We start from the raw sequence: 14,127 nt of genomic DNA on the forward strand, positions 1-14,127 counted from the left end.
ATAACTCGCTCATCCTCTCTACAACCAAAGTTTTCTTACGAAGTAGGCAACGGCAAACCCGGTGCCGAAGATTGCCATCATGGTTACAAAACCAGCCGTAGATAGCACCGCCATTCCGCTAAGTGCCGCGCCACTGGTACAGCCTCTGGCGAATTGTGCGCCGATTCCAAAAAGCGCACCGCCAATCAAGGCAAAGATCCAACGGGTACGATTGGCGATCCTCGGACCCTTTTCGGTAACAATTTTTAACCGGTTACTCGCCAGTCCGGAGAGAAACCCACCAATGATCACGCCTGCGATTTCAAATACCAACCATGTTTTCAGGGGGGATTCTTTTCCTACTCCAACATAGCTATTGTAAAAGGAAGACGACTCGGCATGGCCAGGTGCAACAGCATCGACAGCAGTTACGACTACACTCTTGATTGCTCCACTTGCACCCAATCCTCGACCAGTTAGAAATATCGTCGCAAGGAGAACTAATCCAAGATAAAAACCTGCCAGATAGGGATTCATGTATTTCGTATTCATTGTCTTCTCACTTTACTTGATTAACCGAAGTACTGTTTTCGACTGTCGGCTCAGTATCCTCGTTGGGTAATTCTTCAAAACCGGTAATCATAGCACGCAGATTTGATGTGATTGTATGTCCGGTTGTCATCAAATAGATGTGTGCAATGAAAAACGCGACAAGAAAGTACGCACCGGCGACATGAGCGAGTGCAATAAACGACAAGCTTTGGATACTAAGAGTTACAACCTCGTGTTGTTGCGGATAACGATAGAACATGAAGAGCAATCCTGATAGTACCATCACAGGTAAAACTTGGATCTTCAGGGCTAAGTAAACGATCTTCTGCAAAGGATTCAGTTTGCTGATCTTTGTCTTTCTCGTCGGATGAGGCGCATTGTGAAAAATACCAACGAGATAGTATTCCGCTTGTTTCCGCAAATTTTGGCGAGTTGGTAAGTACTGCTTCCATTCACCGGTCGTGATATGCCAGAAGATTGTGAACACGATGAGAACGATGAATAGAATCGCAGCGATATTGTGATACTGCACAGCTTGTTCAAATCCGAAGAAACCGAAGGTGCCGTGAATCTCAAATCCGGTCATTCCGAGGAAGATAATGAGAATGGCTTGCATCCAGTGCCAGAACCGCTCGTAACTTCGGTACACATATTCCATTTTCATCACTTGCCTCCTTTCACTTTTCGGTGCATGTACCACCGAATACTGCCATGAACGATAACACCCATCAGTGTAAACAGTATCGATAACTTACCAATCCGCTCTATCCATGGATTGTAGTCTCGCCCCGGCAAATAGAAATCCGTCAAACCCGCCAGTCGTCCATTATCACGGGTATGGCAATCGATACACTGTACCGTTTGCTTAGCGGGTGAGACCATGTGATTGATTGGCCAATACATCTCAGTATTGATGAATCCAAACTGTCCGCTATAGGGGAGATTTATTTCTTTCATCCCGGCAGTTATCGCTTTCGGCCAATCGAACTCTGCCCAGTAACCACTGTCGCCGGGCGTTGATGAGTATGTTTTCGGTTGTATCAAATACTTATTCTGAGTGTCGTAGAGTTGCTTTGCGCGATGAACTTTCACTGGGTAGATTTTGGCATCGGGGTCGTCATAACTACCGAACAACTCGTTCATCTTCACAGGTTTAGTGGTATCTACCTGATCTCCCAAGAGATAGTGCGATGCGGTTCCATTGAACCAGTAGTACTCTGGCGTAACATTTTTGCCCCACCGAAACGAACCTTTGATCGACATGTACACATCGCTTCCTGTCGAATCGGTTTCTTCATAAGGTTCACCATTTCTAAGTTTCCCCGCTGTCGACCAATCCCAATGAAGTTTGGTCGGATTCACCTTTGCGTAAACCGGAATGTGGCAGGTTTGGCAGGCAATTTTCACGGTGTGTTGGTTAAGGATTTTATCGGTATGTGGTAGCGCAGAGTGGCATTGTTCGCAAGTGACCCGGTTGCGGTTCATGGAAGAAAGTGAGTAGGACTTCCCCAAAATCTGGTGCTGATCGGCGGTATGACAATCGACGCACTGCAGGTTGGATTTTTCTGACGCCATGTGAACATCCACGGAATGCTCTGGATCGAACATCGATTCTTCTAAATCGCCGTGTTTCACATTGTTGCCGCCACCGCCGTAGAAATGGCAAGTCCCGCAGTTGGTTCGCTGTGGCATTCCCACTTGCTGTGCGACTTTCGTGAGATTGACAGATGAATCCGGCATTCCCGCCCCGCCGGTTTTCTTGAGGTAGGTATTCGAGTTGTCGTGACAACTGATACAGTCGACATTAAGTGAATCGTGAAAATCAAACGAGTTGTTTGCATAGCCATAACCGATGTGGCATTTGTTGCAGCTTGGCTGGTTTCCGGAGATTCCAATGCAGAAATTGTTCAGAATGTTCTTCTTACCAACTGATCGAATCCCTTTGTTGGGAATGTACTCCAACCGTTCCCAATTCCAGTGCGAGGACTTCATCACCTCAGCTGCGCGACCGTCATGGCAAGAAATACAGGCGGCAGTAACATCTTGGGGTCGTTTGAAATCTTTCTTTAGGACATCAAACTTCGAGTGATCGACCACAGCTTTGCTCTTCTTGTGGAACTTTTCACGTAGTAGAGCAAGCGGAGTACTTTCTTCACTTTTCTTGGGAAGGGTTGTTACTACCAGTCCCGTTAGAATGGCTAATGCAATCACAACTAAAAAGATCCGCTTCATACCGATGCGTCCTTTGCTTGGTTTTCAAGTGGTATTGGGTTGTTAATGCCAGCGTTTAAGCGATCTCGTATGAGATGCTTGATCTCGCTGCAATTATTCGACATTAGATAGATTTCACAAGTTTGGCAGTCCCGGTCAGCACATACATTAGATTGATGCTTGTAGGTCCAACATCCAGCATCGTTTCGTTCATAAGAAGGACACTGAATTCTTTGCTCCATCGGACAATTGACATGAATCCAGCACGGAATCATCGCGTGAATTTTCCGAATCCCTTCGATGGAGATTTTCTCTTCAGTAATAGCGTGGCGGATGCATTTCAGACGCTCAACATCAGCGACTGAATAGAGCCGTTGATTTCCAGTGCTTTTCTTGATAATGATGAGTCCGCGCTGTTCGTAAAGACGTAAGGTTTGCACCGATACCTTCAGTATCCGTGCAACTGTTCCAACAGTAAACACTGGTAGTAATGGATCATCAGTGGGAGTAGGTTTAGACATTGCAGTGCTCGGATTACTTTGGTGGAAGGTCTACTATAAGTTGATTTAAATCGTTGACAAACTGCTCGATTTCTTTCTTGTGAAACCCTTTTTGCCGAGCAGCTTCACCAAGTGTACCCCAAATCGGGTCGCCACAAGCGATGCACTTGATGTGGTGTTTCATCAGATAGGATACCGCTTCGGGAAGCTCCGTTACGAGTTCTTCGATGGATGTGTTTTCTGTGACAACCATGTTATCTCACTTGGATTGAGTAATGGCTAATAATGCAACTTGGAAAGTTGTAACACACTCTGTGAAGTTTGCAGTATCGAATGGCAAGAATTCTAATGACCAACAAATCCCGGAAAAATCGGATTGTGATTAACAGTAAGTCGTTCCATCGGACATTGCCCTGGACAATTCGACAAATGTTTCGTCAGCCTTTTCTCATCCTTGAGTGTAATGACCAGCCAAGAGTGAATGATTACCTACAGTAAAGATAGTTAGCATAGCTGCTAAATGCAAATGTAGGATAATGAGTTTAGAATCACTTAGCAATAACTTTGTCACTTTGATCACAAAAGGTTGGGAAGAGCGCTCTCGCAAAGACAAAGAGAATGATTTAATCAAAGGACTCGACAAGACGTGTATTGAAATTTAGTAAGGTGACGTTTGATTTATTGTTGCGTAAGCAGAACATACTGCTCAATCTTGCATCTACCGATGGGTTGATCGAATAGGTTGATTGGTAAGATTGGTCTTCAGATGAAGCGGTGATACCGACTGAGTGTTAGTGGCAGAATGTATTTTTTATTTGCGTAGTCATAAGGCTGATCGTTACGTAAAGTGCTTTGGCACACATAAAAAAAGAGATGGTTTTGTAGAAATTGCTTTGCTCTCACCCAAACTCTTTGTATCATATAATCATAAACTTGTATTCAGTGATTGTTTGCAACTTGACTTGCCCATGAGTGAAATCAAGCACACTGGGATTAATACTTGCTCTGTATCGGTTAGAACTTTTTCTTCGGTGGAAAGACGAGATATGGTTCGTAAACGCATTGGAGTAGAGGTCTGTTCAAGCACTTTTCACTTTGATGCTTTATTGCATCAACATGAGTATATAATTGCCGGTCGTTGCAGTATGCAACAGTACAATTATTTGAGTTATCGCATGTCCAGTTCCCGACCGAACTGGACATTTTTGTTTTGACAAATCGTCGAATCGATTCTACTTAATACAAGTGTATCGATTGACACCAAGGTAGTAATCAAGAACAACCGTTACCTGCAAGAGGCCAACAATGAAGAAGTATCATCATTTATTGCTCGTCTGTTTGGTCGTTTTTATTGGCACTGCTTACGCTTCGAGCGAATTCTCACCTTCACAGATTACGATTAAGCTCACATCGGATTTCTCGGTATCCGTGAATCGTAACATCGATGGCAAAATCATGGAGCAAAGCGGTTCCTATACGCTTGATTCATACCTTCGGTCAATCGATGTATCAGAACTAACTCCACTCTTTACTTTTGACCCGGTTTCTTTGCGAAATCCCTACTTCAAGTCACTGGGAATGGATCGCTTTTACTTGTTAAATCTTTCACAACAACAGCAAGCCAATCTCCCCAGAATTATGAAAGAGCTATCGGATTTGAAGGAGATTGAGCTTGTCGAGCGAGTCAGTCTCCACCATGCCGACTACACCCCCAACGACTGGGGATTGAGCAGCCGAAACATGTACTTTCTTGACTCTTGTCGTGTAAGACAAGCGTGGGATAGCTATTCGGGAAGTTCCTCGATCCTTGCTGTAACCATTGATACTGGTGTGAACTATCTTCATGAGGATCTGCAAGGAAACATTGCCGTCAATACCGCCGAAGATATCAATCACGATGGCAGGTATACTACAGCGGACAACAATGGCATAGATGACGATAACAATGGATTTATCGACGATGTCATCGGATGGGATTTTGTCAGTTGTGGTGATTTAGGGAGTGAGGAAGATTATGGTCCCCGTGATAACGACCCATGGGATATGCAAGGTCATGGCACCCATGTCGCCGGTTCGATTGCCGCTGTAACAAACAATGGACGTGGCGTACCGGCTGCCAGTAGAAATATTCGAACGCTTGCTGTGCGTGCCGGTTTTAGATACTGGGGGGGGGGGGGTGGGTTTTCAGTAGATTTCATCCCAGCCGTCCAGTATGCGGTGAATCGCGGTGCGAGAGTTATCAGTATCAGTTTCGGCGGTACTGAATATGAAAGCGGCTACCAGACGGCAATCGATTATGCACGGGCGAACAACTGCCTTGTCTTCGCTTCTGCCGGCAATGAAAGTTACAGCATCCTAACTTATCCCGCGGCTTACAATGGTGTGATGTCTGTCGCTGCTTTGGGAACCGGAAATGTGAAAGCTGGATTTTCCAATTTTGGCGATTGGGTCGATATCAGCGCACCGGGAGTAGATGTTTGGTCCACCATCATAGGCGATGGTAACAATCGATATGGTCAAAAGAGTGGAACCTCAATGTCTAGTCCTACTGCCGCATCGGTTGCAGCATTAGCGCTATCAAACCACCCTACTTGGACCGACGACGGATTAGAGATGGCAATTGCTTTGACTGCAAGGTCTATCAACCAGCAGAATCCAAACTACGTTAATCTGTTAGGGAGTGGAATAATCGACGCAAATGCGTTATGTCGATACTCCGGAGGCAATATTGGAATCACCTTCCCTCGTGGAGGAGATTACGTTCAGATCGGGTCACCAACTGAAATTACTTGGCAAACTGTAAACGTTTCCGGGAACCTCGCAATTGATTTGATGCGAAATTATCCGAATGGAACCTGGTACAATCTTGTTGCAGAGACCCAGAATGATGGTAGTTACAATTGGACTCCCGCTGGAATTGATGACGCTCATGCTCGAATCCGAATACGAACGGTTACGAACATTCCATACTACTCCGTGATCTCTCAAGAAGACTTCGAACTTTTCTCAACACAAATCGAAGTTACAACACCCGCTGGCGGTGAGGTTTATCAGAACGGACTCCCTACAACGATACAATGGACAGCTCATCCTTCGGTGTCCCGTGTAAAAATTGAATTGCTACGATCTTATCCTAACCTAACCAATCCGATTACCATTGCATCTTCGGTGAATAATACCGGATCCTTTACTTGGAACGTTGTAACATCGGCGACCTACACTACCTGTCGCATCCGGATTACGGATGTAGATGATTCTCGTCAGTATGACGTTTCTGATGGCAACTTTACCATTGCTTATAACCCTCCCTCACAACTGACCTTACTTACACCGAACGGTGGGGAGCGCCTATTAGTTGGAAGCACCTTTCCGATAACGTGGAGTACCGGTTTTACGGGAAGTGTGGTCGTGGAAATGAAATCAGATTATCCGAATGGCACTTGGCAACCAAGGAATTCTGTACCGCTCGCTTCGGGACGCTATGATTGGATTGTTCCTGCTACTTTAACGAATAATGCCCGCATTCGACTTCGCGCGTATCCAAATGGCGTTTTTGGTACGCACCTGGATTCTTCTGATGCCAACTTTTCTATCGTACAACCGAGCGTTTGGGTTATCTCGCCAAGCGGAGGTGAGGAACTGCTCGTAGGTGATGGCGCATTGGTGCGGTGGGGTCATTCTGAGGTTACGGGTAATGTTGTGGTCGAGTTAAATCGTAGGTATCCGAGCAGTGACTGGAGCAGTTTAGGCACGGCGAATGTGTCAACCGGTTACCTTGAATACACCGTAACTGGACCGGCAACATCCATTGCTCGCATTCGCGTCCGTACCGAATCGGGCGACATTTCGAGTGTTAGTGAAGAGGATTTTTCAATACTACAACCTTCAATAAGCCTGTCCTCGCCCAATGGAGGAGAAGTATGGACTTTTGGAGCGAATCAAACCATTTCATGGAGTTCCTCTCATATTAGTGGCGGGGTGTCGATTGCAATAAACCGAAGTTATCCTTCTTCGGCATGGACCGTGCTCAGCGAAACGAATAATACGGGAAGTTTTAATTGGTTGGTAACATCTCCCGGTAGTAGTAATACCAGAATACGGGTTGTATCTCTAAGCAACCCGTCAATCGGTGATACCTCGGCGGCAGATTTCCAGATTACATCGCCGTCAATTTCGATTACCAATCCCAATTACAGTTTAAATCGGCAAATCGGACAGGGCCAGATGATTGAATGGATATCATCTCAGATTAGTGGCAATGTCAATATTGAATTGAACCGGGATTATCCAAATGGCGATTGGGTCGCTCTCTTCGCCGATACGCCAAACGATGGTTACGAAGTGTGGGTCGCAACTCCACCGCTAACAACAAACGCTCGCTTACGGGTGAGAACTGCCAACATGGTTCCCTCATACTCCGATGTAAATGATGCCAACTTCTCGATTACCGCCAGTTCTACATTGGAAGAGTATTTTGAGAACACTTTCCCCCCTACAAATTGGTCAAACATCGGTCGATGGGCACAATACCTCTACAACGGCAATCAATCTGCTCGATTGAATTACTATAGTTTACCCAATACCGGATCACGTGACACGCTTGTTACGCAGCTGCTTGATCTTGCCGGAATGGGTTCAGCGACACTTACTTTTAGTACCAGCTATGCGCTTTACGCAAGTAGTTACGATTCGCTATATCTACTGGCGAAAAACTCAAATGGTTCGTGGACTTCGCTGTGGCGTTCCGGTGGTGTTAATCTGGCAAATCGACCAGCGGGAACGCGAGACCCCACTGCATGGCGCAGAAACAGTGTGATTGTGCCATCCTCGAACCTCTTCGCTGGAACACAATTCGCTTTTGTCGGATACAATGCGTATGGCGACAATCTCTTTCTTGATTCTGTGAAAATTGGACAGACTGCTCCGGGGATCGCAGTGAATTTCCCCAATGGAAGCGAACAGTGGGCTACCGGATCGAGTCAATCGATACAGTGGTCATCCTACAACGTTACAGGCAATGTTGCGATTGATTTGAATCGAAATTATCCATCGAGTACTTGGTCGACGATTTTCGCTAATACAGCCAATGATGGACAGGAAAACTGGACTGTAACGGCACCGGTTTCTTCAAATGCACGAATTCGTGTCCGTTCGCTAAGTATGACTCCGCAAGTTGTGGATACGAGCAACAACAACTTTTCGATCTTTGCGCCTTATGTCGTTCTGAGTGCTCCGGGTTATGGCGATAATTGGACGATTGGCACAACTCAGTGGATATCGTGGGAATCCGCAAACATTACTGGTAATTTGATCCTCGAAATTAACCGCAACTACCCATCAGGTGATTGGGTTGTGATTGCCAATGACGTTGTCAATGATAGGGTCGAGAGTTGGGTGGTTACTGGTCCAGCAACTTCCAACGCAAGAATTCGGGTGCGGACGATGGGTATGGTACCGGAGTTATCCAGTGTATCCAGTAGTGATTTTCAAATCCTCAATCCCGTTCCCAGTCTGCAGTTAACTTCGCCGATGGGCGGAGAGATGATGCAGATCGGTTCACGACGTATACTAACTTGGAACCACCAACTCATCACCGGCAACATTTCTATTGAAATTGATCGCAATTTTCCATCGAATACGTGGGTTCCGGTTGTATATAACTCACCTTGCGATGGCAATGAGCCGTGGACAGTAACTGGGCCAATTACCAACAATGCGCGGTTTCGGATTCGCACATTGACAATGAATCCGGAAATTGTACAGTATGCTTCGATGGATGTCATGTTGACAGAATCGCCATCCTATTACAGTTACATGGGGATGCCTCAACCGATTGTCGACTACACAGTATCATCCATTTCGATAACGGTACCGGAAACCCTTTATGTTGGTGATATCAATTGTATGATCGATATCTCGCATAGTTATGATGGTGACTTGGTAATCCGGCTGAATAGTCCAATTGGAACATCGGTACTACTCTGTAACCGGCGTGGTGGTGGCGGTGATAATTTTGTGACAACGAATTTTGATGACGAGGCGACAACTCCTATCACAAGCGGCAGCGCACCATTTTTTGGAAGTTTCCGTCCTGAGCAAACGTTGTCGTACTTCGACGGCATTAATGCCCAAGGAGTATGGACTCTATCGGTCGAGGATATGGCTGGTGGTGATGCCGGAAGTATCAGTGGGATGTCACTAACAATTTCCGGAACATCGGTCTATCCGATCCAGGGAACTGTGTCTGGTGCTCTTCAGGGTGAATTGATCGATTCGGCACGGGTTCAAATTGGCAACGCGGTTTCCTGGACAAACACCAGTGGTTATTACTCAACCCAGACGATACCCGGAACCTTTGATGTTACCACGACCCGTGATGGCTGGAATACCTATCACGGGACTCTCACGTTAACGACTGTTCCATTGGATTACCTGATTGCGATGGCGAAACCGGATGTCGTCGTTTCTCCGAATCCGGTTCGGATGTTTGCTGTGGTTCCCGATTCTGTTACAACGAACATTCAGGTTCTCAATAATGGTGATGGCAACATGTACTGGAATGCATCGGTAATTTCCACCGAGAGTGTTACCGCATGGGATACCGTTCGGATTTACAATCTGGAAAACATTACCCATAGAAACTACAATTTTGGCGTCGAGTTCGTGCAAGGTTACCTCTATCTTGCTGTAAACAACTTCTTCTTCCGGGTTAACGCGGCAACCGGTTTATTGGTGGACAGTATTCCCATTGCCGGAGCAGACCCCTTCAGTTTTTCCATCCGTGACATGGCGTACGATGGTACATACTTGTATGGTTCCTGGGATAATCTATTGCGGGCATTTGATCCTGTTAGTGGTAACGAAATCACTGCCGCAAATGTGAATTGCGCTGCGACCGGGTTAACCCTCCACCGGGGAATAGCATACGATCCCGAAGAGAATGTGTTCTATGTCGGTGGTTATGAGGGAACAACCATATTTAAGGTAAACCGCAGTGGAACAATTCTCAGGCAGTTCAACAACATAACAAATGTATCTGGACTAACTTGGTGGAGTTCCGCACCCGATGGATTCCGATTGTACATCCAACGCCAGATTGCTATTGGTAGTGGTACCCAGGTACAAAAGTTGAATCCGCAGACTGGTCAGGTAGTTGACGTCAATCAGCAACTACCGTTTAGTTTTGGTAATTCTGGGGGTGGATGCTTTGTCTCAAGTGACTGTACACCGGGGTTTTGGGTATATGGTTCGGTAGTACAAGGTTCACCCGACCGGTTGTTGCTGATGAAACTGGCGGCATCCACATCGCGTTGGTCGCTGACCCCGAGTTTCGGAACTACATCGAGTAGTGGAGTAACCGCAATAGCAGTTTCTTATGAAGCGTTGCTAAACGATCCGGTGAGCACACAGAACACAACGCTCCAGATTAACTGGGGTGCTTCCGACTATATAACACAAATTCCAATGTCGGTCGAAGTCGGCGGTGTACCGTTTGCTTTATCACACCCAAGTGGATCGGAGATATTGTATACTGGAGAACCGAATACGATTCAGTGGAGCTATTTCGATACGACTCGGGTACGTTTTCTCCGAATCGAATTGAACCGTTCCTACCCATCAGATCAATGGGAATCGCTGACCGAGTCGACACCCAATAATGGCGGATTCAGTTGGGTTCCCGAAGGCGATGGTAGTACAACCTGTCGAGTTCGGATACTAAATCGCGATAATGCCAATCAAGCCGATACATCGTCGAATGATTTCTCGATTCTCCACTCGATGGTTGCAATTACCTCACCCAATGGTGGTGAATCGTTGCCACTGAATGAACCGGATACCATTCGCTGGGTTGGAACATATCCACCTGGTCAGTTGAAAATTCAGCTCTGTCGTTACTATCCGAATGGAGTCTGGGAAACAATTGACAGTGCGCAACACACCGAAACGAGGAAGTTATGGTTTCCGAGCGGTAACGTATCAATCAGTTGTCGAATCCGGATATTGCATGAAGAATATCCACTGATTTGTGATACTTCCGATACCGATTTCTCCATCATTCAACCAAGTTTGGAATTAATTTATCCGAATGGTGAAGAACCAATTTGGGTTACCGATACGATTAATCTTCGCTGGAGTTCCTATGGAGTACCCGGAGCAAAGACACTGCGGATAAATCGCAACTATCCATCAGGTCCTTGGAGTGATCTGATGGCTGGTTTACATGATACTATAACGAGTATTGATTGGGTAGTGACAACTCCAACATCGCAAAACGCCCGATTTGCAATCGTATCGGTAGTCACACCTGAATTTGCTGACACATCGAATCTCGATGTTGCAGTAAAACTACGAACGATTGCGGTTGTTTCACCCAATGGTGGCGAAATTCTATCTGGCGGGATGCGCGACACCATTCGCTGGACAACAAACTACGCAACTCGGATCTCGGTCGGCTATAGTTTAGTCGGCGTGAATCCGGGAGCTGTAACCATGGTTCCAGGTGGTACTGATCTCTTCGTTTCGGAAGGAGCTGGATCACTGGTTTGGAATGTTCCAGAGCAGTCAACAACCACTGGAAGAATCTATATTATCGATCAATCGCACAATGTATCGGATTGGTCGGATAACAATTTCACGATGCAGTCGATAACACCCACTGCTCCTCGCTGGTTGTCAGTTATCCGGAATGGAAATGCAATCAATCTGAATTGGGAGGAAGTGGATTCCAGCACTACCGGACAACCAATTGCGGTTACCGGATATCGAATCTACTCTGCTACGACCGCACCTTATGAATCAGGTTCGTGGACTTTGTTGCATACTGTAACTGCTCCCGCTGTAACAACTTGGATACATTCGGACGCATTGCCATCTACCTTACGATTCTACCAAGTAAGAGCGTATGTGCAATTTGAATCTGACTCGTATGAAAGTTCTCAGATACGCCCGAGAGCAATTCCAACGAAACGCTAAAGTAAACGTTCGCAAAATTCGATAGGGATTAATGTAGTGTAGCCGAAAATCGTTTAGGTCAAACCGTAACAGTGTTAAAAATACTTCTGCAAAGCTCGAGCTGCTTGAAACCCAGCTCGAGCGCGGTGGTAAGGTTGATGTGATCTGTAATGATGTTACTGCTGTGAAATCGTACACTTCAACTGCTTATTCAAGTGAGTTCGATAAAAACCGATATTGCAAGACGGTGCAATTTGAAGGGCATCGAGCTCGGCGCATAACTTATTGTACATTGTAGTCAACACGCGAAGGTTCGTGCGGTCGCCCTTTTCCTTATTGCTCGATATGCCCGCCTCAACCAGTTTACTTCGTGCCAACCGGATCATGCACTTTGGAATCATCGAGGTCAACTTCAGATATGGGTTTCGTTTGCTGATTGGTTGTCGATTGGCTAAGTGAACATGCTTCTCCGCTGTCTCAAGCATTCCCCAATAGGCGAACCAGTAAGAGCAGAGATATAGCTGAACCGCGCAGTAAAATGAATTTGGATCCTCAGCGGCATAGGAAGCAACTTCTGCGAAGTCTAAGTATGCGAACTCTCTGTTACCGCTCCTCGCGTAAAATTCACCGCGCAAATAGATTGAAGTATTCTCTTCCGACTGATTGTTTGTTTGGCGAAAGTAGTCGATTGTTCGATTGATCTGTTTGAACGCGGTCTCTTTTTCATTCCACGCGTAGTTGATTTCTGCCAAAGCTCGTATTGCATGAATCTCCAATGAAGGAACTTGCGCTGTTAAGGCAATGTCGATCGCCTCCGATGTCATAGCTGCGGCGGCATCCAAATCGCCACGGAGATAAGAGATCGACGCTAAATTACTTAGCGAAGAAACGATAAGTCGATTATTTCCTAACTGGCGAAACAGTTCGCAAGCCTTTTGGTTATCGTTCCAGGAGTCATCGAACCGAAGAGTTCGAATATGGATGAGTCCGCGTCGGAACAATGCGAACGCATGTCGATAGTCGTTTCCTGTCGCAACTGCGCGGTCGATCGTTTCCGTTATCATCTGAAGCGCCTGCCGATGGTTGCACAGCGAAATATGAATCCGCGCTAAATCGATTCGGATGTTTTCAGCCGACTCCTCGTTCCCCACCTCGACCGTCAGTTGTAGAGCGGACTCCATTTTCGATAACGCTTTCTGATATTTCTTAAGATCGCTGTAAATATTACTGATGTTCCAAAGAATCATCGCTGTTGATGCTTTATTGCCAACAATGCGGCTCATTGCGAGGGCTTTTTTCGCAGTTTCGAGGGATTTCTGAAAGGGGCCCGTGACGTGAAGAATATATGATTCACCGGTTAAACAGGAAACGACTTTATCGAGTCGCTTGTTGCGATGATATAGGATTCGCGCCGCTCGAAAGGACGCGAGAGCTTGATCGTGGCGATTCAACTTAACTTGACAAACGCCGGTTTTATACTGAGCGTCGGCGATCTTGACACGATCGGAAAGGGTATTGGCATGTTCGATGGCGGCGTGGTAGCTTTGGAGAGCGTCGTTGAACCAACCTGCTTTGCTTCGTTCGTCTCCCTTTTGCATTTCGGTATGAAATGCCTCCTCAACTGCCGCATTTTGTTGTTGCTCTAATAGTCTTTTTGATTTCACTGCTGGAATATATCCTTCTTTACGGTGTTCAAAGCATTCGAAACAGCATTGCTGAGATACCACTCGTGGTTTGCAATTACGACTTCACGAATAAACGCTTTCAATAGCGTAAAGGTATAGAATTGAACTGTTCGTGCATAACGAAAACGACTTTTGGAGACTAACCAAAATCTCGAGTATTTCAAGAAACTGAAACGAAATACATTACTTCACGAACGCTAAGATATATGTAGTTGTGATTATACGTGATACATGTAGATATATTATTA

General features: G+C 45.9%; 7 protein-coding genes. 1 reads left to right on the forward strand and 6 read right to left on the reverse strand.

Features of this window, described 5'->3' with window-relative positions; all coding sequences use genetic code 11:
• Positions 1-18: 18 nt before the first annotated feature.
• From OEM52_09160 to OEM52_09180, 5 genes are read right to left on the reverse strand one after another with little or no spacing between them, the layout of a single operon-like run.
• Positions 19-531, reverse strand: coding sequence for a YeeE/YedE family protein (locus tag OEM52_09160; GenBank protein MDK9700298.1), 513 nt, complete (start codon positions 529-531; stop codon positions 19-21).
• Between the two features lie 7 nt (positions 532-538).
• The gene (locus OEM52_09165; protein MDK9700299.1) at positions 539-1,195 is read right to left on the reverse strand and encodes a cytochrome b/b6 domain-containing protein; all 657 of its coding nucleotides are present in this window, start codon (positions 1,193-1,195) and stop codon (positions 539-541) included.
• Entirely contained in the window at positions 1,195-2,763 is a 1,569-nt protein-coding gene (locus tag OEM52_09170; protein ID MDK9700300.1) for a tetrathionate reductase family octaheme c-type cytochrome, read from the reverse strand. The genes OEM52_09165 and OEM52_09170 overlap by 1 nt, the downstream gene beginning before the upstream one ends.
• On the reverse strand, positions 2,760-3,263 hold the full coding sequence (locus tag OEM52_09175) for a MerR family transcriptional regulator (protein ID MDK9700301.1): 504 nt from the start codon (positions 3,261-3,263) through the stop codon (positions 2,760-2,762). The genes OEM52_09170 and OEM52_09175 overlap by 4 nt, the downstream gene beginning before the upstream one ends.
• Positions 3,264-3,276: 13 nt before the next feature.
• Positions 3,277-3,495: a DUF1858 domain-containing protein gene (locus tag OEM52_09180; protein MDK9700302.1), complete on the reverse strand. Its 219-nt coding sequence runs from the start codon at positions 3,493-3,495 to the stop codon at positions 3,277-3,279.
• 1,052 nt (positions 3,496-4,547) lie between these two features.
• Between OEM52_09180 and OEM52_09185 the strand changes: the two genes are divergently transcribed.
• Positions 4,548-12,215, forward strand: coding sequence for a S8 family serine peptidase (locus tag OEM52_09185; GenBank protein ID MDK9700303.1), 7,668 nt, complete (start codon positions 4,548-4,550; stop codon positions 12,213-12,215).
• A gap of 155 nt (positions 12,216-12,370) precedes the next feature.
• On the opposite strand, the gene OEM52_09190 is transcribed toward OEM52_09185, so the two are convergent.
• Complete coding sequence (locus OEM52_09190) at positions 12,371-13,858, reverse strand: tetratricopeptide repeat protein (protein ID MDK9700304.1); 1,488 nt, start codon at positions 13,856-13,858, stop codon at positions 12,371-12,373.
• Positions 13,859-14,127: the final 269 nt, after the last annotated feature.

It is taken from the genome of bacterium (assembly GCA_030247525.1).
GTDB lineage: Bacteria > Electryoneota > JAOADG01 > JAOADG01 > JAOADG01 > JAOTSC01.

Excerpts from the sequence above, each read along its gene's own strand:
- OEM52_09165 (MDK9700299.1), bottom strand. The coding sequence starts at position 1,195 with ATGAAAATGGAATATGTGTACCGAAGTTACGAGCGGTTCTGGCACTGG.
- OEM52_09185 (MDK9700303.1), top strand. The coding sequence starts at position 4,548 with ATGAAGAAGTATCATCATTTATTGCTCGTCTGTTTGGTCGTTTTTATT.
- OEM52_09180 (MDK9700302.1), bottom strand. The coding sequence starts at position 3,495 with ATGGTTGTCACAGAAAACACATCCATCGAAGAACTCGTAACGGAGCTT.
- OEM52_09170 (MDK9700300.1), bottom strand. The coding sequence starts at position 2,763 with ATGAAGCGGATCTTTTTAGTTGTGATTGCATTAGCCATTCTAACGGGA.
- OEM52_09175 (MDK9700301.1), bottom strand. The coding sequence starts at position 3,263 with ATGTCTAAACCTACTCCCACTGATGATCCATTACTACCAGTGTTTACT.
- OEM52_09160 (MDK9700298.1), bottom strand. The coding sequence starts at position 531 with ATGAATACGAAATACATGAATCCCTATCTGGCAGGTTTTTATCTTGGA.